Origin of the sequence: Oceanisphaera marina (genome assembly GCF_014643915.1) — a bacterium.
Taxonomy (GTDB): domain Bacteria; phylum Pseudomonadota; class Gammaproteobacteria; order Enterobacterales; family Aeromonadaceae; genus Oceanimonas; species Oceanimonas marina.
This window is the reverse complement of record NZ_BMKE01000006.1, coordinates 121,668-143,861: the sequence shown is the minus strand read 5'-3', so window position 1 is coordinate 143,861 and position 22,194 is coordinate 121,668. Positions and strand designations below refer to the sequence as shown.

The 22,194-nt window shown below is 53.0% G+C and carries 20 protein-coding genes and 2 tRNA genes; 6 read left to right on the top strand and 16 right to left on the bottom strand.

Annotated elements, in window-relative coordinates:
• Positions 1–40 precede the first annotated feature (40 nt).
• Both IEW52_RS05565 and IEW52_RS05560 read right to left on the bottom strand, forming a co-directional pair.
• Positions 41–319 (bottom strand): YeaC family protein, encoded by a 279-nt coding sequence (locus IEW52_RS05565; RefSeq protein WP_188629075.1) that lies wholly within the window; start codon positions 317–319, stop codon positions 41–43.
• A 131-nt stretch (positions 320–450) separates the two neighbouring features.
• On the bottom strand, positions 451–1,881 hold the full coding sequence (locus tag IEW52_RS05560; protein ID WP_188629074.1) for a glyceraldehyde-3-phosphate dehydrogenase: 1,431 nt from the start codon (positions 1,879–1,881) through the stop codon (positions 451–453).
• A 159-nt stretch (positions 1,882–2,040) separates the two neighbouring features.
• Between IEW52_RS05560 and IEW52_RS05555 the strand changes: the two genes are divergently transcribed.
• The 4 genes from IEW52_RS05555 (at position 2,041) to trhP (ending at position 6,058) form a co-directional block, all read left to right on the top strand.
• On the top strand, positions 2,041–2,838 hold the full coding sequence (locus IEW52_RS05555) for a DUF2989 domain-containing protein (RefSeq protein ID WP_188629073.1): 798 nt from the start codon (positions 2,041–2,043) through the stop codon (positions 2,836–2,838).
• Between the two features lie 164 nt (positions 2,839–3,002).
• Entirely contained in the window at positions 3,003–3,998 is a 996-nt protein-coding gene (gap, locus tag IEW52_RS05550; protein ID WP_188629072.1) for a type I glyceraldehyde-3-phosphate dehydrogenase, read from the top strand.
• Positions 3,999–4,189: 191 nt separating this feature from the next.
• Positions 4,190–4,537, top strand: a complete 348-nt coding sequence (locus IEW52_RS05545; protein WP_188629071.1) for a YgiW/YdeI family stress tolerance OB fold protein — start codon at positions 4,190–4,192, stop codon at positions 4,535–4,537.
• Positions 4,538–4,687: 150 nt separating this feature from the next.
• Entirely contained in the window at positions 4,688–6,058 is a 1,371-nt protein-coding gene (trhP, locus tag IEW52_RS05540; RefSeq protein ID WP_188629070.1) for a prephenate-dependent tRNA uridine(34) hydroxylase TrhP, read from the top strand.
• Positions 6,059–6,212: 154 nt separating this feature from the next.
• On the opposite strand, the gene pnp is transcribed toward trhP, so the two are convergent.
• The 14 genes from pnp to rlmE all read right to left on the bottom strand — a co-directional run bounded on the left by pnp (position 6,213) and on the right by rlmE (position 21,080).
• Complete coding sequence (pnp, locus tag IEW52_RS05535; RefSeq protein WP_188629069.1) at positions 6,213–8,393, bottom strand: polyribonucleotide nucleotidyltransferase; 2,181 nt, start codon at positions 8,391–8,393, stop codon at positions 6,213–6,215.
• A gap of 243 nt (positions 8,394–8,636) precedes the next feature.
• Positions 8,637–8,906 carry a 30S ribosomal protein S15 gene (rpsO, locus tag IEW52_RS05530; RefSeq protein ID WP_188629068.1) on the bottom strand — a complete coding sequence of 90 codons (270 nt, stop codon included), beginning with the start codon at positions 8,904–8,906 and terminating at the stop codon, positions 8,637–8,639.
• A 158-nt stretch (positions 8,907–9,064) separates the two neighbouring features.
• Complete coding sequence (gene truB, locus IEW52_RS05525) at positions 9,065–10,000, bottom strand: tRNA pseudouridine(55) synthase TruB (protein WP_188629067.1); 936 nt, start codon at positions 9,998–10,000, stop codon at positions 9,065–9,067.
• A 2-nt stretch (positions 10,001–10,002) separates the two neighbouring features.
• The gene (gene rbfA / locus IEW52_RS05520; RefSeq protein ID WP_188629066.1) at positions 10,003–10,419 is read right to left on the bottom strand and encodes a 30S ribosome-binding factor RbfA; all 417 of its coding nucleotides are present in this window, start codon (positions 10,417–10,419) and stop codon (positions 10,003–10,005) included.
• 133 nt (positions 10,420–10,552) lie between these two features.
• Positions 10,553–13,243, bottom strand: a complete 2,691-nt coding sequence (gene infB, locus IEW52_RS05515) for a translation initiation factor IF-2 (protein ID WP_188629065.1) — start codon at positions 13,241–13,243, stop codon at positions 10,553–10,555.
• 19 nt (positions 13,244–13,262) lie between these two features.
• On the bottom strand, positions 13,263–14,765 hold the full coding sequence (nusA, locus tag IEW52_RS05510; RefSeq protein WP_188629064.1) for a transcription termination factor NusA: 1,503 nt from the start codon (positions 14,763–14,765) through the stop codon (positions 13,263–13,265).
• A gap of 14 nt (positions 14,766–14,779) precedes the next feature.
• The gene (gene rimP / locus IEW52_RS05505) at positions 14,780–15,238 is read right to left on the bottom strand and encodes a ribosome maturation factor RimP (RefSeq protein ID WP_188629063.1); all 459 of its coding nucleotides are present in this window, start codon (positions 15,236–15,238) and stop codon (positions 14,780–14,782) included.
• 208 nt (positions 15,239–15,446) lie between these two features.
• Positions 15,447–15,523 (bottom strand) — tRNA-Met (locus IEW52_RS05500).
• 58 nt (positions 15,524–15,581) lie between these two features.
• Positions 15,582–15,668: transfer RNA gene (locus IEW52_RS05495), tRNA-Leu, on the bottom strand.
• Positions 15,669–15,678: 10 nt separating this feature from the next.
• Positions 15,679–16,026: a preprotein translocase subunit SecG gene (secG, locus tag IEW52_RS05490; RefSeq protein WP_188629062.1), complete on the bottom strand. Its 348-nt coding sequence runs from the start codon at positions 16,024–16,026 to the stop codon at positions 15,679–15,681.
• 178 nt (positions 16,027–16,204) lie between these two features.
• Positions 16,205–17,548 (bottom strand): phosphoglucosamine mutase, encoded by a 1,344-nt coding sequence (glmM, locus tag IEW52_RS05485; RefSeq protein WP_188629061.1) that lies wholly within the window; start codon positions 17,546–17,548, stop codon positions 16,205–16,207.
• 4 nt (positions 17,549–17,552) lie between these two features.
• A complete protein-coding gene (folP, locus tag IEW52_RS05480) occupies positions 17,553–18,386 on the bottom strand; it encodes a dihydropteroate synthase (RefSeq protein ID WP_188629060.1) in 834 nt (277 codons plus the stop codon).
• 69 nt (positions 18,387–18,455) lie between these two features.
• Positions 18,456–20,408, bottom strand: a complete 1,953-nt coding sequence (ftsH, locus tag IEW52_RS05475) for an ATP-dependent zinc metalloprotease FtsH (RefSeq protein ID WP_188629059.1) — start codon at positions 20,406–20,408, stop codon at positions 18,456–18,458.
• A gap of 42 nt (positions 20,409–20,450) precedes the next feature.
• Entirely contained in the window at positions 20,451–21,080 is a 630-nt protein-coding gene (gene rlmE / locus IEW52_RS05470; RefSeq protein WP_188629058.1) for a 23S rRNA (uridine(2552)-2'-O)-methyltransferase RlmE, read from the bottom strand.
• 84 nt (positions 21,081–21,164) lie between these two features.
• Between rlmE and yhbY the strand changes: the two genes are divergently transcribed.
• Positions 21,165–21,461 carry a ribosome assembly RNA-binding protein YhbY gene (gene yhbY / locus IEW52_RS05465; protein WP_188629057.1) on the top strand — a complete coding sequence of 99 codons (297 nt, stop codon included), beginning with the start codon at positions 21,165–21,167 and terminating at the stop codon, positions 21,459–21,461.
• Between the two features lie 107 nt (positions 21,462–21,568).
• The gene (locus tag IEW52_RS05460; RefSeq protein WP_188629056.1) at positions 21,569–22,180 is read left to right on the top strand and encodes a PilZ domain-containing protein; all 612 of its coding nucleotides are present in this window, start codon (positions 21,569–21,571) and stop codon (positions 22,178–22,180) included.
• The last annotated feature ends 14 nt before the right edge of the window (positions 22,181–22,194 follow it).

Genomic DNA, 22,194 nt, shown 5'->3' with positions numbered 1-22,194 from the left:
GAAGCACCGTTTTTGTCGGGCCTGGCGCTCGGCGTTGCTGTTAATTCACTTTTTGGCGGGTAATTTCCACTTCATCGCTGAACTGGCGGCGCAGCTCGGACTTGCTTTTCATCATCAACTCGCCGCCCTTGCCAATAGTCATGTGCTCGGGGTTGTCGTTATGCAGCGCCTGCCACATTAATACTGCCTGCATACTGTTTTCTTTCTGCTCGGCCGTCAGCACAGAGCCGTCGGGCCACTTTCCCAGTTCCACCGCGGTTTTCAGACGCAAATACACGTCTTCCGGCATCTGGGCTATCGCTTGTTGAAATGATGACATGGTGTTTCTCCTGTCGGTGAATGCTCTATGACCATCTATATGAATCACGCTATAAGCACCGCTGTAATAAAAAGGGCGGCCCATGGCCGCCCTTATACTCTCGGCACACTAACAATGCCTGATGCTCACCGTTACCGAGGCAAATCCGCCAGTTCGATACCGGCCATTTTTTGCATGACTCGCACCACCTGGCAGCTGTAACCAAACTCGTTGTCATACCATACGTACAGTACGGCTCGGTCATCTTCGGCAATCGTCGCCAACGAGTCGACAATACCGGCAAAACGAGAACCAACCATGTCGGTCGATACCAGCTCGCTGCTAGTGCTGAAATCAATCTGCTGATGCAGTGGTGAGTCCAGTGACATCGCCAGCAGGTAGTCATTCAGCTCGTCGGCGTTGGTCGGCTTGTCCAGATTCAGGTTAATCACGGCCATCGACACGTTGGGCGTGGGAACACGAATCGCGTTACCGGTCAGCTTGCCTTTCAGCTCGGGCAGCGCCTTGGCAACCGCAGAAGCCGCTCCGGTGCTGGTTAACACCATGTTCAGTGCCGCACTGCGACCACGGCGATCACCTTTATGGAAGTTATCAATCAGGTTTTGATCGTTGGTATAGGAATGCACGGTTTCTACGTGGCCATTCTTGATGCCGTATTTATCACTCACGGCTTTCAGTACCGGAGTGATGGCATTGGTGGTACAAGAGGCTGCCGACATGATGCGATCTTCTGGCAGTATCATGTTGTCGTTCACACCAAAGACGATGTTCTTGATGTCGCCTTTGCCCGGTGCGGTCAGCAGCACTTTGGCCGCGCCCTTGGCTTTAAGGTGCTGACCCAGGCCATCTTCATCGCGCCAGATACCGGTGTTATCAACAATCAGGGCATTATCGATACCGTATTGGGTATAGTCGATTTCGGCCGGGCTATTGGCGTAAATCACCTGAATGTAGGTGCCGTTGGCAATAATGGCATGATTTTCCATGTCCACTTCAATCGAGCCATTGAACGGACCGTGTACAGAGTCACGACGCAGCAGGCTGGCACGCTTTTCCAGATCGTCGGCCGAGCCACGTACAACTATGCCGCGCAGGCGCATGCCATGGTTACCACCCGAACGCTCAATCAACAAACGCGCCAGTAAACGGCCGATACGGCCAAAACCGTACAGCACCACATCGGTAGGCTGGCTGTCGTGATCGGTATCGAGGGCTGGAGCCAGTTCCTTCTGCAAGAAATCGCTCAGGCCAGACTCGTCTTGATGAGTCTGCCAGTAACGTACCGTTAATTTACCCAGATCGATGCTGGCCGGAGCCAGGTCCAGTTCACTCAGGGCTTTTAATACCGGGTGACTCTGGGTCACTGACAACGCCTTGCCTTCGTGACGACTTACTACACGGTGAGCCTTGATGATCTCAATGGTAGAGGCATTCAGCAGAGGGCGAGCATGGACGCTAATTTCCACGCCCTGATTACGGTACAGTTTGCCGATCAGGGGCTGCATAGACTCCGCCAGCTCCTGGCTTTGCTGCCAGGCGGACAGGTAACTCTCGTGGGTCATCGACCGGATCCTTTTTTTCAGGTAACTATCATGAGTATTGACGCGAGCATAGATTTTGAAACGAATCCATAAATGCCGCTTCAGCTCTATTTAAGTGCGCCCATTTTAGTTGATAGGGGGTATGATTACCAGACCAAGGACGGCCAGCAAGATACTCATATGAATATTAAACGCGTTTTTTTACTACTATTGGCACCCCTCTTTTTAGCAGCCTGTGAGCAAGATCGCATCACTGCCATATGTGAAGATACACCACAGTACTGCGTAGAGCTGCACCATGATAGCTGGTGTCGCTTTGAACGTACGGCCCTTATTCGTGCACGCAGGCAGCAAGCCACTGTTCCGGGTGACGAAAGTGACTACCATTTAATGCAGACTCTCCAGCAGTATCATGACTGCCTGGAACCTCTGCTGGCCATCGAATATACCCGACGAAAAGAGCGTAAAAACGACAAACTGGAGGCCGTTATTCATGCCAGGGATGCCATCAGCCAATTGACCGCCAGCACGGCGCAGTCGGATTATCCCCATCTGTTACTGTGGCACTGGCAGTACCAGGGCAGCCAGCGAGCCAAAGCGCGATTTATCAAACTGGCAAACCGCCCAGAAATGCAGCAGCCGGATCTGCAAAAAGCACTGGCGGAATTATTGACGCTGCGCGATAGCCAGGCCGCAGAACAGGCCCTGCACCATGCTCTTGCCCTGTACGATAAAGATGCCGACATCGATACGGATATTATTGCCAATCTGCTGACCCTGTATATTCGCGAAAAACGTTATCAGGAGGTTTGGGTATGGTCGCGAGTGCTTAACCAACTGGGGCACGAAGAGCCGGTGAGTCTGGATCGCATGAATGTCTATGCGCATTTCAATGCCAGTCAACAACAGCAGATGCAACAGCAAGTCGAAGATATTCTGGAACAATTGGCGGCAGGAACCTATCACCGTAAGCAGTAGCTGGTCATGTATCACCACGCATTACGGGTTTCTATCTCGTCAGTTCATGATCTCGCACAATGTCATGCGGGTTCTGTTCACAAGCAGATTGACGCTTCGCCTTTTTTTTGTAACGTTAGGGTCAACAGATCCTCGTTTTATACGTCTCAGCATAGAGTACACATATGACAATCAAGGTAGCTATTAACGGTTTTGGTCGCATAGGCCGGTTGATGTTTCGCGCCGCCTGCGATCGCAACGATATGGAAGTGGTGGCCATCAACGACTTGCAAGACGTGGACTACATGGCGTACATGCTGAAGTATGACTCGACCCATGGCCGCTTCAAGGGAAACGTTCACGTTGAAGAGGGTCATTTAATTGTCAATGGCAAGCCGGTGCGCGTGAGTGCCGAGCGTGACCCTGGTGCATTGAAATGGGGCGAGCTGGACGTGGATGTGGTGGCAGAGGCGACCGGTATTTTCATGACCGACGAAAAAGCCCGGGCGCATATTCAGGCCGGCGCCAAAAAAGTGGTACTTACCGGTCCTTCAAAAGATGATACTCCCATGTTTGTGATGGGTGTGAATCAGCACGGCTATGCGGGTGAAGACATAGTGTCCAACGCCTCTTGCACCACCAACTGTCTGGCCCCTCTGGCCAAGGTCATTCATGATAACTTTGGTATCGAAGAAGGATTGATGACCACGGTACACGCGACAACCGCCACCCAGAACACGGTTGACGGCCCCTCGCAAAAAGATTGGCGCGGCGGCCGCGGGGCTGGCCAGAACATCATCCCCTCCTCCACCGGTGCGGCCAAGGCGGTCGGCAAGGTGATTCCCGAGCTGAACGGCAAGCTGACCGGCATGGCATTCCGGGTGCCTACACCCAATGTGTCGGTAGTCGATCTCACGGTACGTCTGAAAAAATCAGCCAGTTACACAGAAATTTGTGCCGCCCTCAAGGCCGCCGCCGAAGGCGAACTGGCAGGCATTCTGGGTTATACCGAAGATGCAGTGGTTTCCACCGACTTTGTAGGGGAAGCCTGCACCTGTGTGTTTGATGCCTCGGCCGGTATCGCCCTTAATGACAACTTCGTTAAGTTGGTGGCCTGGTATGACAACGAAATGGGCTATTCGCACAAAACATTAGACCTGATTGCACACATTTCGAAATAACCAGACCCTGAGGCATAAGGGGCAAGACACAAGTCCCCTTATGCCTCACCTATTGACTCCAGGCCCCACTCTTTCTTTACGTCATATCTGACTCACATGTCCAAACCTGTCTGATTGAATCCTTTGGAGGCTGGCTTAACCAGACTGCCACACGTATCTTGCTGCCAGATGACCGCCTGCAAAAGGATTGAATGATGCACAAGATACTCGTTGCCACCGCGTTAGGGCTGGCTGTGTTAACCGCCCCGGTTCAAGCCGGTGATAACCAGATTTACCGTTATCCCGGAGTCAGTGTGGCTCAGGCACTGTATATGGAAGATGACCGCAATATCCGCCTTACCGGCTATGTGGTGGAACAAATAGATGATGAAAAATACCTGTTTCAAGATGGTACCGGTACCCTGATGGTGGAAATTGATGACGATGAGTGGCGCGGTATTCAGGCCAGCTCTCGCACTCGATTGACCATTTGGGGAGAGCTGGACCAGGATGACGATGGCCCCGAGCTGGAAGTCGACCATCTCGAACTGGCGTATTAAGTGTATTCGTCAGTCTTCGCAGCCAGCTTCTCCTTCTTAAGGCAGTACTTTCCCTCCCAGTCTCGAAATTAGCCAGCCAGAAGAGTAAAATGCCGAATTCGGCCGCCATCAGGTGGTGGCCTGCTGACCTGATATCAGAGATTTATATTAATGTCCGACTCTTCTACTCCCAAGTTTACTCCCGAACTGCTTTCGCCGGCCGGAACGCTGAAAAACATGCGTTATGCTTTCGCCTATGGTGCGGATGCCGTGTATGCCGGCCAACCTCGCTACTCACTGCGGGTGCGTAATAATGAGTTCAATCACGAAAACCTTAAAATCGGCATAGACGAAGCCCATGCGCTGGGCAAGAAATTCTATGTGGTGGTGAATATTCAACCTCATAACGCCAAGCTGAAGACCTTTATTCGCGACATGAAGCCGGTGGTAGAGATGGGCCCCGATGCGCTGATCATGTCCGACCCGGGTTTGATTATGCTGGTGCGCGAGCACTTTCCCGAAGTCACTATCCATTTGTCGGTACAGGCCAATGCGGTCAACTGGGCCTCGGTCAAGTTCTGGCAGGATTACGGTATCGAACGGGTCATTTTGTCTCGCGAGTTATCACTGGAAGAAATAGAAGAAATTCGCGCCAATTGCCCCAGTGTCGAACTGGAAGTATTCGTGCATGGCGCCTTGTGCATGGCCTATTCCGGCCGTTGCCTGCTGTCTGGCTACATCAACAAGCGCGATCCCAACCAGGGCACCTGTACCAACGCCTGCCGCTGGGAATATAAAGTTCACGATGCCAAAGAAGACGACGCCGGCCAAATCGTGCATAAACAAGAGCCGATTGTCGTACAAAAGGTCGATCCGGCACTGGAGGCCGCTGCTCCTACCCTGGGTGCCGGTGCGCCTTACGACCAGCCGGTGCTGCTGGAAGAAAGCAATCGCCCGGGCGAATACATGGCCGCTTACGAAGACGAGCATGGCACCTACATCATGAATTCGAAGGACTTGCGTGCGGTGCAGTATGTGGAGCGCCTGACGCAGATGGGCGTGCATTCGTTAAAAATTGAAGGTCGCACCAAATCATTCTATTACGTGGCCCGCACCGCTCAGGTGTATCGCAAGGCCATTGATGATGCCGTCGCCGGCAAGCCCTTTGATGCCACCTTGATGAACACCCTGGAAAACCTTGCTCATCGCGGCTATACCGAAGGCTTTCTCAAGCGTCATGCCCACAGCGATTATCAGAACTACGAAACCGGCCATTCGGTCTCTACCCGCCAGCAGTTTGTAGGTGACATCACCCGGCGCGATGGCGACTGGGTTCAGGTAGACGTGAAAAACAAATTCAGCGTGGGTGATCAGCTGGAATTGATGACCCCGGCCGGTAATATTACCTTTACCCTGGAACAGATAAAAAACCGTAAAGGTGAGCAGGTTGAAGTGGCCCCCGGTAGCGGCCATGTGGTCTATATACCACTGGCACAATCTATCGATGCCGATTACGCGATCTTGCTGCGCCACCTTAAATAACAGCGTTATTAGCCGTCAGCGATAAGCTTTCAGCCATCAGATAACAGCAAAACACATCAGGATGTTATCTGTCTGAACGTCAGCCATTAAAAAAGCCGAGACTGTGTCTCGGCTTTTTGCTTGCTAGCTGCAATCTACAATAACGACAGGCTGATTACTCGGCCGGTTTTTCGTCATTGTTGGCAGGAGCGGCGGCTTCGGGCTGGGCTGGAGCTGCGGTTTGTGCTTCAGCTGGCGCTTCGGCTGCTGCTTCAGGCTCTTTCGCTTCTTTAATAGACAAGCGAATACGACCCTGACGGTCCACTTCCAATACCTTCACCTTGACGGTATCGCCCACAGTCAAATGATCCGAGACGTTTTTAACGCGCTCTTCGGTAATTTGAGAAATGTGTACCAGACCATCTTTGCCAGGCAAGATATTAACGAAAGCGCCGAAGTCGGCCAAACGCACGACCTGACCTTCATAAATAGTGCCGGCTTCCACTTCTGCGGTCAGCTGTTGAATACGGCTGATGGCCAGTTTGGCCGCTTCGCCGTCTACTGCGGCAATTTTAACGGTACCGTTATCATCCAGCTCAATGGTCGTGCCGGTTTCTTCGGTCAGGGCACGAATGGTCGCACCGCCCTTGCCAATCACATCACGGATCTTCTCTGGGTTGATCTTGATAATGTGAATACGCGGAGCAAAATCGGAAATCTCTTCACGTGGTGCCTGCAGCGCGTCGTCCATCACTTTCAGGATGTGCAAACGGGCATTGCGTGCCTGCTTGAGCGCCTGCTCCATGATTTCTTTGGTAATACCTTCGATCTTGATGTCCATCTGCAGCGCGGTAATACCCTGAGTGGTACCGGCTACTTTAAAGTCCATATCACCCAGATGATCTTCGTCACCCAGAATATCGGACAGAACCACGAAGTTTTCGTCTTCTTTTACCAGACCCATGGCAATACCGGCCACGGAGCCCTTAATCGGTACACCGGCATCCATCAATGCCAGTGAGGTGCCGCATACCGACGCCATGGAGGATGAACCGTTAGACTCGGTAATTTCCGATACGATACGCACCGTATATGGGAACACGTCGGCGCTTGGCATTACAGCCGCAACACCACGCTTGGCCAGACGACCGTGACCAATTTCACGACGCTTGGGACTGCCCACCATACCGGTTTCGCCAACACAGTAAGGAGGGAAGTTGTAATGCAGCATAAAGCGGTTGGTGCGTGCACCTGTCAGCTCGTCGATCATCTGAGCGTCACGCTCGGTACCCAGAGTGGCAGCAACCAGCGCCTGCGTTTCACCGCGGGTGAACAAGGCTGAACCGTGGGTACGCGGCAACAGGCCGGTCGCCACGTTAAGCGCACGGATCATGTCCGGTTCACGACCATCGATACGCGGCTCGCCACGCACCACACGACCACGAACGATGTGCTTCTCAAGCTTGCCTAACTGCTCTTGAACTTCTTTAATGTTTTGCTCGGGATTAGCCGCCAGCACGGCGGATAATACGTTGGCTTTAATGGCGCTGATGGCATCACGACGGGCGGTCTTGTCGGTAATGCGATAGGCTTCGCCCAACTCGGTGCTCGCCAGTTCGCCAACCTGTGCTTTCAAGCCTTCATTTTCTGCTTTAGGCTTCCAGTCCCAGGGAGTGGCGCTCACTTCGGCAGCAAACTCGTTAATGGCTTGTACCGCAGTGTTCAGCTGCTCATGACCATAAACAACCGCACCCAGCATGATGTCTTCCGGCAAAATATTGGCTTCAGACTCCACCATGAGTACCGCATTGGCCGTACCGGCGACCACCAGATCCAGTTCGCTGTTTTCCAGCTCGCTGATGCTTGGGTTCAGTACATATTCGCCATTCATGTAACCTACTCGGGCGGCACCAATCGGGCCGGCGAACGGAATACCGGAAATAGCTAGGGCCGCTGAAGTACCCAGCATGGCAATAATATCGGGAGCAATTTCAGGGTTAACCGAGACTACGGTGGCAATAACCTGAACTTCGTTTTTGAACCCTTCGGGAAACAACGGACGGATCGGGCGGTCAATCAATCGCGAGGTCAGTGTTTCGCCTTCCGTTGGACGGCCTTCACGCTTGAAAAAGCTGCCTGGAATACGGCCTGCAGCGTAGGTGCGCTCTTGATAGTTAACGGTGAGCGGAAAGAAGTCTTTGCTTTCATCGGCTTCACGCTTGCCAACGACAGTCACTAATACGGCGGTATCATCAATGCTGGCCATCACAGCACCACTCGCCTGGCGCGCAATGACGCCCGTTTCAAGTGTTACTGTATGTTGGCCATACTGGAAGGTTTTCACGATAGGATTCACGTTGTAGATTCCTTAATATGTTTGGTCTTTTAATTTACCGCCACAGTATACTTGATTATTGGTTAAAGGACAGAATTGCAAAGGGAAAACCGCGAGCGGCACGGGGATAAATATCAGGAGTAAAACCTCGAAAAACGGAATTCGCAGCCGCCGCTTTTTTCTCTGCACACCTTCTGCCTGATCTTGAAAATCAGGCAACAAAAAAGGGGCCTAAGCCCCTTTTTGTTAAACTGACTGTGTCGATTAACGACGCAGACCCAGTTTAGCGATCAGTGCACTGTAACGAGCAACGTCTTTACGCTTCAGGTAGTCCAGCAGGCTACGACGCTGGGATACCATGCGCAGCAGACCACGACGGCTGTGATGATCATGGATGTGCTGCTTAAAGTGACCTTGCAGGTGGTTGATTTGCGCGCTCAGCAGGGCAACCTGAACTTCAGGTGAACCTGTGTCGCCTTCGCCGCGTGCATGGTCAGCAACAATTTGGGCTTTAGTTTCAGCATTTAGTGACATCTTTTGTACTCCAAAGAGATGAATGTTTTTTCCAGCCGATCACTAATTCAGCCGGAAAGCGAGCTGCGCATTCTACCAGTTAAGCGAGTGTTGGCAACCACAAAATGGCACTGCCAGCAAAAGAGTCGCTCAACGCCGGTCAAACTGCGCACGGGCCATTAACGCACCAGTCGTTTGGGTGCCACTTTACCGTCATCGTCAATTTCGCCGACACCAATAAACAGGCGCTGTTCGCCGACGGTCATTCTGACCTGGCCATCAGTCGGTGCACCCGAGACCTGTACCGCCTGCCCCTGGTTGATGTAACCGGCGACCAGTTCGGACATATTGACTTCCGGCAGGCTGGCCACGGCGGTATCCATGGGCAACAGCAAGGGATCCAGCTCCAGTCGTGGTGCTATCTCCTGCGCTCGGCAGTTTTCAAGAATACATTCCAGCTGCTCCAGGGTCAGCATGCGCTCGGCCGGATAACTGGCTACCGCCAAACGACGCAGCACAGTCACGTGAGCCCCACACCCCAGCACTTCGCCCAGATCGTCGACTATGGTACGAATGTAGGTGCCTTTGCTGCAATGCACTTCCAGCTCCACTTCGTCCCCTTCAAAACGTATCAGGGTCAACTCATACACTGTGATGGGACGAGACTCTCGCGGTACTTCTATGCCTTCACGGGCATAGTGATACAAGGGCTTGCCTTGATACTTGAGTGCGGAGTACATGGACGGTATTTGATCGCTCTGGCCACGAAAACGGTCCAGTGCCTCAATCAAATCCCCGGTGGCGACATTGACCGGTCGCGTTTCAACGACTTCGCCATCGGCATCACTGGTATCGGTACGCAGCCCAAGCTTGGCCACCACCCGATAGCGCTTGTCCGCTTCCAGCAAAAACTGGGAAAACTTGGTCGCTTCGCCCAGACAAATGGGCAGCATGCCGGTAGCCAGTGGATCCAGGGCTCCGGTGTGCCCGGCTTTGGCAGCGGCATATATACGCTTCACCTGCTGCAACGCATCGTTAGAGGTAATGCCCGCAGGCTTGTCCAACAAGAGTATGCCGTCTACTTCACGACCACGAAATCGACGCTGACGCCCCATGATTAATCCTTCTTCTCTTGATCTTGGTCTTCTTCGCTGCGACCACTTTCTTGTAGTCGACGATTGTCTTCGGCAATGGTGCTGGAAACCAAGGTAGAAATACGCACGCCTTCCACCAGGCTCTGATCGTAAACAAAGCGCAATTCGGGCGTGACACGCAATCGCATGGCTTTACCCACCAGACTGCGAATAAAGCCGCTGGCATCCTTCAATACCTTCATGCCTTGCTTCACTTTTTCCGGATCGTTTTCCAAAAAGGTGACGAACACCTTGGCCGTGCTCAGATCCTTGGTTAACTCGACACCGGATACGGTGACCAGCTTCAGACGATCATCTTTAATTTCCCGCTGCAGTATCATCGCAATTTCTTTTTGCAATTCCTGCCCAACCCGGCGGGCGCGGCTGAATTCTCTAGCCATAATGCTGTTATCCCAATAAAAAAGGAGCCTTCAGGCCCCTTAATAAATCAAATCAGGTGACAAAAGAGCAGCGGCTCGCCTATGGGAGCTGCCGTTCTTTCGACCCAGGCCAGAGCCTGGGTCGGCGTCGCCCTTACAGGGTGCGCTGTACTTCTATAATCTGGAAGACTTCTATCTGGTCACCCACACGTACGTCATTATAGTTCTTCACGGCGATACCGCATTCCATGCCGTTACGCACTTCTTGCATGTCGTCTTTAAAGCGGCGCAATGATTCCAGCTCGCCTTCGTAAATAACCACGTTGTCACGCAATACCCGGATTGGGTTGCTACGCTTGACGTTACCTTCGGTGACCATACAACCTGCCACTGCACCAAATTTGGGCGAGCGGAACACGTCACGAACTTCGGCCAGACCGATGATTTCCTGCTTGAATTCCGGTGCCAGCATGCCGGTCATGGCCTGCTTCACTTCGTCCAGCAATTCATAGATAACGCTGTAGTAACGCAGATCGATATCTTCTGATTCAATCATCTTGCGAGCAGAGGCATCGGCACGCACGTTAAAGCCAAGAATGATGGCATTGGATGCCGCCGCCAGGCTGGCGTCGGTTTCGGTAATTCCACCCACACCAGAGCCGATGATCTTGACCTTGACTTCGTCGGTAGACAGCTTTTGCAAGGAGTCGGAAATCGCTTCAATGGAACCCTGTACATCGGCTTTCAGTACCAGGTTCACTTCGGCAACTTCGCCCTCTTCCATGTTGGCAAACATGTTTTCAAGCTTGGCAGTCTGTTGACGGGCCAATTTCACATCACGGAACTTGCCTTGACGATAAAGTGCCACTTCACGGGCCTTTTTCTCGTCACGTACCACTGTGGCTTCATCGCCTGCAGCGGGCACGCCGGACAGCCCCAGTATTTCTACCGGAATAGACGGACCGGCTGACTTGATGTCACGGCCCAGCTCGTCACGCATGGCACGTACTCGGCCATACTCAAGACCACAGAGCACGATATCGCCCTGGTTCAAGGTACCTTCCTGTACCAGTACGGTAGCAACCGGACCACGGCCCTTGTCGAGGCGAGACTCGATAACCACACCTGACGCCATACCGTCGTAGATTGCTTTCAGCTCCAGTATTTCCGCCTGCAGCAGAATGGCTTCCAGCAGTTCATCAATGCCCTGGCCGGTTTTGGCCGAAATAAAGGTGAACATGTTTTCGCCACCCCAATCTTCGGACATCACGCCGTGCTGAGACAGCTCGCTCTTGACGCGATCGATATCCGCTTCCGGCTTGTCCATCTTGTTGACGGCAACAATCAGGGGCACATTCGCCGCTTTTGCGTGTTGAATCGCTTCTACGGTCTGTGGCATAACGCCATCGTCCGCAGCCACCACCAGAATCACGATGTCGGTCGCACTGGCACCACGAGCACGCATGGAAGTAAAGGCCGCGTGTCCAGGGGTATCCAGGAAGGTAATAATACCGTTCTCGGTTTCTACGTGATAAGCACCTATGTGCTGGGTAATACCACCGGCTTCACCAGAGGCCACCTTGGCGCGGCGGATATAATCCAGCGTCGAGGTTTTACCGTGGTCAACGTGACCCATGATGGTTACGACAGGAGCACGAGTCTGACGTTCGGCATCGGTATCACGGTCTGACAGCACGTGCTGCTCCAGCTCGTTTTCACGACGCAGAATCACCTTGTGACCCATTTCTTCCGCTACCAGTTGGGCAGTTTCCTGGTCAATCACCTGGTTGATAGTCGCCATGGCACCCATTTTCATCATCACCTTGATGACGGCGGCACCCTTGACGGCCATTTTATTGGCCAGTTCGGCCACGGTCACGGTTTCACCAATCTCAACGTCGCGGTTAACCACTTGCGCCGGCTTCTGGAAGCCGTGCTTCATTGAGTTGGGCATCATCACCTTGGCGCGCTTGCCTTTACGCAGACGCTCGTTGCGGCTTTCGCGATTTTCGCGATCTTCTTTGTTCTTGCCGCCCTTGCGCTTCTTGCCGCCAGTGCTGCGGCGCGCTTTCTGCTCTTCGCTTTTATCCGCTTCGTCTTCTGCGGCCTTGGCGTGAGCATTGGTCATTACATGATAGTCGGCATCTTCCGGCTTCTTCGCTGCGGCTTCTTCTGCCCAGCGCTTTTCGTTCTCTTCTGCCAGCTTGCGTACTTCTTCCGCTTTTTTCTGTGCATCCAGCTCGGCCTTGCGCAAGACTTCTTGCTCACGCTGCTGCTTCAACTTTTCTGCTTCGCTCTTGGCCATATCGTCCACCTTTTTCTGCTCTTTGCTTTTGGGGGTTGCCCCCTGCTCTTTGGTGTTCTGAGCTTGCAGCTGAGCCTGGCGGACTTTTTCTTCCGCGTCACGCTTGGCTTTTTCTTGCGCCTCACGCTTGGCCTTTTCTTCGGCTTCACGCTTAACTTGCTCTTCGGTCTCACGACGAGCCTGCGCTTCTGCTTCCAGACGGGCCTGCTCTTCTGCTTGCTGACGCTCCAGCTCTTCAGCCGTGTCGCGTCTTACGTAGGTACGCTTCTTGCGCACTTCAACCTGAACAGCCTTGCTCTTACCACCTACCACGGGCACGTTCAAGGTGCTCATGGTTTTACGCTGCAGCGTCATCCGCTTGGGTTCTTTTCCCTCAGCGCCGTGCTGCTTCTTTAAATATGTCAGCAAATCGGCCTTTTCGGATTCCGATACGGTATCACCGGTTGATTTTTCCATGCCGGCTTCGCGAAACTGCTGAACGAGACGGTCAACCGATGTGTCTATGTCGCTGGCGAGCTGCGATAATGTAACTTCTGCCATTCATTTACCTCCGCTGATCTTATTCTTCGGTCTGGTCTCCAAACCAACAGATATTACGGGCCGCCATAATCAGCTCCCCTGCCAGGGCTTCATCAAGACCTTCAATTCCTTCAAGGTCGTCAATGCCCTGCTCTGCCAGTTGTTCCAGATCCGCAACACCTCGGGCGGCAAGCGAATACGCCAGCTCCCGGGTCATGGAGGGCAGTGCGAGCAGATCCTCTGCCGGCTCAACCCCTTCGAATGATTCTTCTTGCGCTAACGCCCGAGTGGTCAGGGCATCCTTGGCACGATTACGCAGCTCCTCCACCATGTCTTCATCCAGGCCTTCCACGCTCAACAGCTCGCTGACAGGCACATAGGCAATTTCTTCCAGTGAGGAAAAGCCTTCTTCCATCAGTAGCGCGGCAAAATCATCGTCGACATCCAGGTGCTGGATAAAGAGATTGATGATCTTGTCACTTTCGACCTGATGCTTGCTCTGCAAATCTTCTACCGTCATGACGTTCAGTTCCCAGCCAGTCAGCTGAGCCGCCAAACGTACGTTTTGACCATTACGGCCGATAGCTTGTGCCAGATTGCCTGATTCCACGGCAATATCCATGGAGTGAGCATCTTCATCGACGATGATAGAGGCCACGTCTGCCGGTGCCATGGCGTTGATCACAAACTGCGCAGGATTATCATCCCACAGCACGATATCAACACGCTCACCGTTCAGTTCACCCGATACGGCCTGCACTCGCGCACCGCGCATACCCACACAGGCACCGATAGGATCGATACGTCTGTCGTTGGTTTTAACCGCAATTTTGGCACGGCTGCTTGGATCACGGGCGGCACCCATGATTTCGATAATCTCTTCACCGATTTCCGGCACTTCGATGCGAAACAGTTCTTTCAGGAAATCGGGGTTGCTGCGGCTGACGAACAGCTGAGCACCACGAGCTTCCGGGCGAACGGCATACAACAAACCACGTACACGGTCGCCGCTGCGGAACGTTTCCCGGGGCAGCATATCTTCACGGAAGATAACGGCCTCGGCGTTATTGCCCAGATCCAGAATGACGTTATCACGAGTGGCCTTTTTCACCACACCGGTAATAATTTCGCCTTCCTGATCCTTGAACTGCTCCACCACCTGCATGCGCTCGGCTTCACGTACTTTCTGTACGATAACCTGCTTGGCCGTTTGGGTGGTGATCCTGTCGAAGGTGACCGAGTCGATTTCATCTTCGACAAAATCGCCAATCTGAATCTCGGGCTCATCAATCTGAGCTGCCTCTAGCGTGATTTCGCCGTAGGGGTTGGTCAGGGAGTCCTGATCAGCCACGACTTGCCAGCGACGGAAGGTTTCAAAGTTGCCACTCTTACGATCAATTTCGACTCGTACCAGTATCTCACCTTCATATTTCTTTTTTGTGGCCGTAGCCAGCGCGGTTTCCAGCGCCTCAAAAATCTTTTCGCGAGGCACAGCCTTTTCGTTAGAAACGGCATCAACCACCAGCAATATTTCTTTATTCATGTCCGACCGCCTCGTTAGTCAAAGTTCGGAACCAGATGTGCTTTTTGGATATTAGCGAAGGCGACGGGAAACACGGTTCCTTCCACCTCCAGACTGATCATGGTGTCGTCTACCGCCACCAGAAGTCCGCTCAGTTTACGACGGTTGTTCACCGCCATACGCAGGGATAATTCTACCTGCTGGCCAATAATGGCCTGATAATGAGCCGGCTTGAACAGGGGGCGAGCCATACCCGGAGAAGACACTTCCAGATCATATTCGGTAGAAATGGGATCTTCCACATCTAACACGGCACTTACTTGCCGACTTACCTCGGCACAATCAGTTACTTCAATACCGTTTTCATGGTCGATATACAAACGCAAGGTCGAATGCCGGCCGGCGCGCACGAACTCGAGCCCCAGCAATTCAAAGCCCAGAGCCTCTACCGGCTCTGTCAGCATCTCGGTCAATCGTTGTTCCAATGTAGCCAAAGCTACCCCTCCGAAAACAAAAAAAGGGCTCGCAGCCCAGTGAATGTGCACCAATGCAATTGGCGCTGAAGTGCAGATAACAAAAAGCCCCGATCTTCAAATCGGGGCTATTCATCTGTACCCTGACTGTTGTCTTTCGACAACCGTTTATCGCATTTATTGTTATATAACCTTGATTATTATAACAAATGCAATAACCGTGAGGATTTGGTTGCGGGAGCCGGATTTGAACCGACGACCTTCGGGTTATGAGCCCGACGAGCTACCAGACTGCTCCATCCCGCGTCCGAAAACGTACAAAATTATAGTTAATTTGAACTTAAAGTACAACTTAACTTAATCATGGTGCCGAGAGCGGGACTTGAACCCGCACGCCCATACAGGCACTACCCCCTCAAGATAGCGTGTCTACCAATTCCACCACCTCGGCAAAAACTATTTTATTCGGGTACGTCGCTGTTATCGTTATGAGTCGCGTTAACAGGTACATCACCCGGGATAACACTTTCTTCCACTGTAGGTACAGAAAGGTCTTCCCATTCACTTCCTTGTTTGGTGCTGTTGCTGGATAAGTTACCCAGAGCCAGACTAACCACAAAGAAGCCAGCTGCAAGTAGCGTGGTTGCTTTCGTTAAGAAGTTACCAGAGCCACTAGAGCCAAAAACTGTATTGGAAGCACCTGCTCCGAAGGAAGCGCCCATATCGGCACCCTTGCCTTGCTGAATCAACACCAGACCGATTAAGGTCAATGCGATAAGCAGATACACCACTAAAAGAATTTCGTACATCAGCTATACCTTTGCTTGACGTCTGAGCCCCGCATCAGACTACTGTCCGGAGCGGGGCTAATACTAGCCATACGGTTCATCGGATACAAGCGCAATTTTCAAAAAACCGTGCGAGTGAGCGAAAAGACAGCAATAAGATGATTCTACAACCGTTTTTAAAGCTGGAAGCCGTAACCTGTCAGCTTACGGCCTTTGCTGCTGGTATGGCATCGGCAATATATTGCGCCAAACGGCTTACCTGTTCCAACTCGGCACCTTCCACCATCACCCGGATCAAGGGTTCGGTACCCGATTTACGCAGCAATACCCGGCCTTCGCCAGCCAGTTCCTGCTCGGCAATCACCACTCGGCGTTTTACTTCGCTGTTATTGAGGGGATCGGTACCCGCCTGAAAACGCACATTATTCAGCACCTGGGGGTAGAGAGGCAGCAATTGACCCAGGCTTTGCAAGCTGTGATTGCCATCCACCATTACACGCAGCACCTGCAATGCCGCCACTATGCCGTCTCCGGTGGTGTTGTGATCCAGACTGATAATATGGCCCGAGTTTTCACCGCCCAGCTTCCAGCCGTGCAGCTTCAATTGTTCCAGCACATAGCGATCCCCGACCTTGGCGCGCACAAACTGAATATCCTGCTTTGCCAGCGCCAATTCCAGCGCCATATTGGTCATCAAGGTACCGACCACGCCGCCACCCAGCGCGCCCCGCTTGACCGCATCCTGCGCCATTATGTATAGCAGCTGGTCGCCGTCCAACAAGGCGCCGGTGTGATCGACCATGGCCAAACGATCACCATCGCCGTCAAAGGCGATACCCAGATCGGCGCCATGTTCTTGCACCGCGGCAATCAAAGCCTCGGGGGCGGTAGAGCCCACCTTGTCGTTAATATTGATGCCGTTGGGTTGCCCGCCGATGCGGATCACCTTGGCACCCAGCTCTTCAAATACCGCCGGCGCTATGTGATAGGTGGCGCCATGAGCACAGTCGATCACCATGGTCAGACCATCCAGGTGCATTTCGGACGGAAAGGTGCTTTTGCAAAATTCGATGTAACGACCGGCGGCATCATTGATGCGGCTAGCTTTGCCCAGTTGCTCGGAAGGCACGCAGTCCATCGGCTGATCCAGCATGGCTTCTATGGCCAGCTCAACCTCATCGGGCAGCTTGGTGCCGTCGTGAGAGAAAAACTTGATGCCGTTATCGTAATAAGGATTGTGTGATGCGCTGATCACGATACCGGCTTCGGCCCGGAAGGTACGGGTCAAATAGGCAATGGCCGGCGTGGGCATAGGGCCCAGCAAGGCCGCTTGCAAGCCTGCCGCAGACAAGCCAGCTTCCAGGGCCGACTCCAGCATGTAACCGGAAATTCGGGTGTCTTTACCAATCAATACTTTTTTTGTGCCGGTTTTGGACAACACCTTGCCGGCGGCCCAACCCAACTTCATGACAAATTCTGGCGTAATCGGATAGTCCCCTACCCGGCCGCGTATGCCGTCGGTACCAAAATATTTTCTGCTCATTATATTATCCCTGATAGTGCCTGGCCTGTTGCCATACTCTCATGGCATCCGCCATTTCTTTTACATCATGCACCCGCAGTATGTGTACACCCTGACTCAGCGCAAATAAATGCGCAGCCAGGCCTCCCGCCAGACGTTGGTCTACTTCCCGACCCAGCAATTGCCCCAGCATCGACTTGCGCGACATTCCCGCCAGCAAAGGCAGACCCAGCTGATGTAACTGCCCCACCTTGCCCAGCAATTCATAGTTGTGTTCCAGTTGTTTACCAAAACCATAACCCGGATCCAGGCAAATTCGTTCGCGCGGAATACCTGCTTGCTCACACACCTGCAGCCGTTGTTGCAAAAATGCCATGACCTCCGCCGTCACGTCGTTATAATCCGGCGCCTGCTGCATGGTTCTGGGCTGCCCCTGCATGTGCATCAGACAAATAGCCGCGCCGCTTTCGGCCGCAGCCTGCAGGGCGTTGGGCTCCCGCAGTGCCCTGATATCGTTAATCAAGTCGGCCCCGGCCTTGACCGCTTCGCGCATCACTGTCGCCTTGCTGGTATCAATCGATATCCAGCAGTCCAATTCCTGGCGCAGCAATTCTATCACGGGGATGACTCTGTCCAGCTCTTGTTGTTCGCTGACCGCATCGGCCCCCGGACGGGTCGACTCACCACCGACATCAATCAGGGTGGCGCCGTCTTTAACCATCTGCACGGCATGATGCAAGCCAAGGTCTTTACCAACGAATTGCCCGCCGTCCGAGAAAGAATCGGGGGTCAGATTCAAGATCCCCATGATACAGGGAGAAGACAGGTCCAAACTTCTGGATGCACTCGATAACAGCATAACGGCAGGTTCCCACAAAATAAAAAGCCCCGAACAGAGGATGTTCGGGGCTTAATTTATCATAAAATATTAGTTGTTGGTGACATCACCCGGCTTATTCAAATCCGCTGCGCCAGCCTTGGGCTCATCGGCTTTGTTTTCGTCCTGGTCACCGGTACTGGCGGTTGGGCCTTTAGGTTTGTCGTCAGACTCTTCTACCCAGTCTGCCGGCGCCCGTACCTGGCGGCGTGCCATCAAATCATCGATTTGCTTGGCATCGATAGTCTCGTACTTCATCAGTGCGTCTTTCATGGCATGCAGAATATCGATGTTGTCCATCAGTATCTGCTTGGCGCGCTGGAAGTTACGCTCGATGAGACCTTTTACTTCCTCATCAATCAACTTGGCGGTTTCGTCGGACATATGCTTGACCTTGGCCGCCGTGCGACCGAGGAAGACTTCGCCTTCTTCATCCGCATACAGCAAAGGACCCAGCTTTTCCGACAGACCCCATTGAGTAACCATCTTGTGCGCAATGTCGGTAGCACGCTCGATGTCGTTGGAAGCTCCCGTGGTAACCTTGTCGAAACCATAAATGATTTCTTCTGCCAGACGACCGCCATACAAGCTGGAAATCATGGACTCCAGATGCTGCTTGCTGTAGCTGAAACGGTCGCGCTCTGGCAAGTACATGGTAACACCCAGGGCGCGGCCGCGAGGAATGATAGAGACCTTGTATACAGGATCGTGCTCGGGAACGACCCGCCCCACGATGGCATGGCCCGCTTCGTGATAGGCGGTCATGGCTTTCTCTTCCTCGGACATCACCATGGAGCGGCGCTCGGCACCCATCATGATCTTGTCTTTCGCTTTTTCAAACTCTTCCATCGACACCAGGCGGCGCGATGAACGAGCAGCAAACAAGGCAGCCTCGTTTACCAGGTTGGCCAGATCGGCACCACTGAAACCCGGGGTACCACGGGCAATAACACTGGCCTGAACGTCGTCTCCCAGCGGTACGCGACGCATGTGCACTTTAAGGATCTGTTCACGACCCCGCACATCGGGCAGGCCTACCACGACCTGGCGGTCAAAACGACCCGGACGCAATAACGCAGGGTCCAATACGTCGGGACGGTTGGTTGCCGCCACCACGATCACACCTTCGTTACCTTCAAAGCCGTCCATTTCCACCAGCATCTGGTTCAGGGTTTGCTCACGTTCATCGTGACCACCGCCCAAACCGGCACCACGCTGACGGCCGACCGCATCTATTTCATCGATAAAAATAATACAAGGGGCCGACTTCTTCGCCTGCTCGAACATGTCACGCACACGGGAAGCACCCACACCGACAAACATTTCCACGAAATCGGAGCCGGAAATGGTAAAGAAAGGCACCTTGGCTTCACCGGCAATGGCCTTGGCCAGCAGGGTTTTACCGGTACCCGGAGGGCCTACCAGCAAAATACCCGTAGGAATACGGCCACCCAGCTTCTGGAAGTGGCTGGGGTCGCGCAGGTAATCAACCAGCTCGGCCACGTCTTCCTTGGCTTCATCACAACCCGCTACATCGGCAAACGTGGTCTTGATCTGGTCTTCGCCCATCAAGCGAGCCTTGCTCTTGCCAAAGCTCATGGCGCCTTTACCGCCACCACCGCCTTGCATTTGACGCATGAAGAATATCCACACGCCAATCAGCAACAGCATGGGGAACCATGAAATAAAGATGGACGTCAGCAGGCTGGGTTCTTCTGGCTTTTCACCCACCACTCGCACGTTATTATTCAACAAATCGTTCAGCAGCTGCGGATCTTGTGCTGGCAGAATGGTCGTGAATCGATCACCACTGCGCTTGACACCGTTAACGGTTTTACCGTCCATGCGTACTTCACGAATTTGCCCTTGGGCTACTTCCTGTACAAAAGTGGTGTAGTCCACCTGGCGTCCACTCGGCTCGCTTGGGCTAAAGCTCTGGAATACCGACATCAACACCACGGCTATGACCAACCACAGGATCAAATTTTTCGCCATGTCACTCAAATTACTAACCTCACCGGCTGACAGTTTATGACTCTGAGAGTACTACAGTTTAAAACCCGTAGCTACAATGTACACTTCTCGCGAACGCGGTCGCGATGAATCAGGCTTTCTCACCTTCACTGAACTAAAGGACCGACGCACGTCCAGTAAAAATTCATCGAAGCCGGCCCCCTGAAATACTTTTACAACAAAGCTGCCTTTAGGCGCCAACACCTGACGACACATATCCAGTGCCAATTCCACCAGATACATGGATCTGGGCTGATCAACCTCGGGGGTGCCACTCATATTGGGCGCCATGTCTGACAGCAAGACGTCAACCTTGTCTTCCCCTACCCGCTCCAGCAGGGCATTCAGCACATCTTCGTCACGAAAATCCCCTTGCAGAAAGTCGACTCCTGCAATCGGATCCATGGGCAGCAGATCGCAAGCAATCACCTTGCCTTTTAACCCTACCTGTTCCACAGAGTACTGGCTCCAGCCCCCCGGGGCCGCTCCCAGATCCACCACCGTCATGCCATGTTTCAGCAGTCGGTCGCGCCCTTGTAATTCTTCAAGTTTAAATACGGCTCGCGAGCGCAGGCCTTTTTTTTGCGCCTGTTGTACATATTTGTCGTCAAAATGCTCCTTGAGCCAGCGTGTTGAGCTGGCTGAGCGTTTTTTCTTCGTCATTAAATTATCGCTCTGCTATTACCATTAAAGTCTAGATGGGGGTACAATAGTCCCCTTTCAACCTATTAACTGAAGCATTTTGCAATGACCCTGACTAATAAGCAAAGACAATACCTCAAAGGATTGGCCCACAGCCTTAAGCCGGTGGTATTGCTTGGCCAGCATGGCCTGACCGAAGGCGTGTTAGCCGAGATCGATTTAGCCCTTAATTTTCACGAACTGATCAAGGTTAAAGTGGCCGCCGAAGACAGGGAAGTCAAAGCGATGATCATGGATACCATCGTCCGTGAAACCGGCGCCTTCAAGGTGCAAAACATCGGCCACATGCTGACGCTGTATCGTGCAAGTGAAGAGAAAAAAATCAGCCTGCCCCGCGCCTGAACCTCAGGGCCACAGCCGGTTTTTGAGCTCCCTGGCCCCTATTTCATATTCCCCCACAAACAGGCTTTGCGCTATGGTTAGATAATACTATCTGCCATGGGATCATCATGCCCAGCCACCATTATCTGACCGACGAAGAGCTCGCGATGCTCAACCAGCTGTATCAGGACAGCGGCTCAAGCGCACTGATGACACTGCCCTTGATGATGGATGCCAATATAGGGCCATTACTGGAACAAGCGGCAACCCTCGAACTGAAACTCGAGATCGGCAAGATAAAATTGAGCTTTCCCGTCGCCCTCAGTCACCCGGCGGCAAGTCAGGAGCCTGTCGAACTCAGCCCGCCCAATATCATTACCAACGGTGGCCATCCTCGCGCCTGGCGCCTGCCGCACCCGCAGAACATCAAACTCTATCGCCCTAACGGCCAACCCTTGATGGCGGAAATTCGCGATTTGTCTATCAATGGCATGCGACTGTTATCTGCTCGCCCCTTGTTCAAGCCGTCTCCTTCTCGACAAGTACACAAGAAAATTCTGCTGGAGCTGGGGCAGGAACAACAGCTGGGGCTGCAACTCTCACTGGTGCGCCAACGAAAAGGGCCTCATTTTTGGCTATCGGCAGTGCAGTTCGAGCTGGCTCCTGGCGACAAGGCTGCCTTGTCCGATTTTGTGTTTCAGGGTTTTTTAGCGCGAATAAACAAACAGCAGGAGCCGTAGCGCCTGCTGTTTGA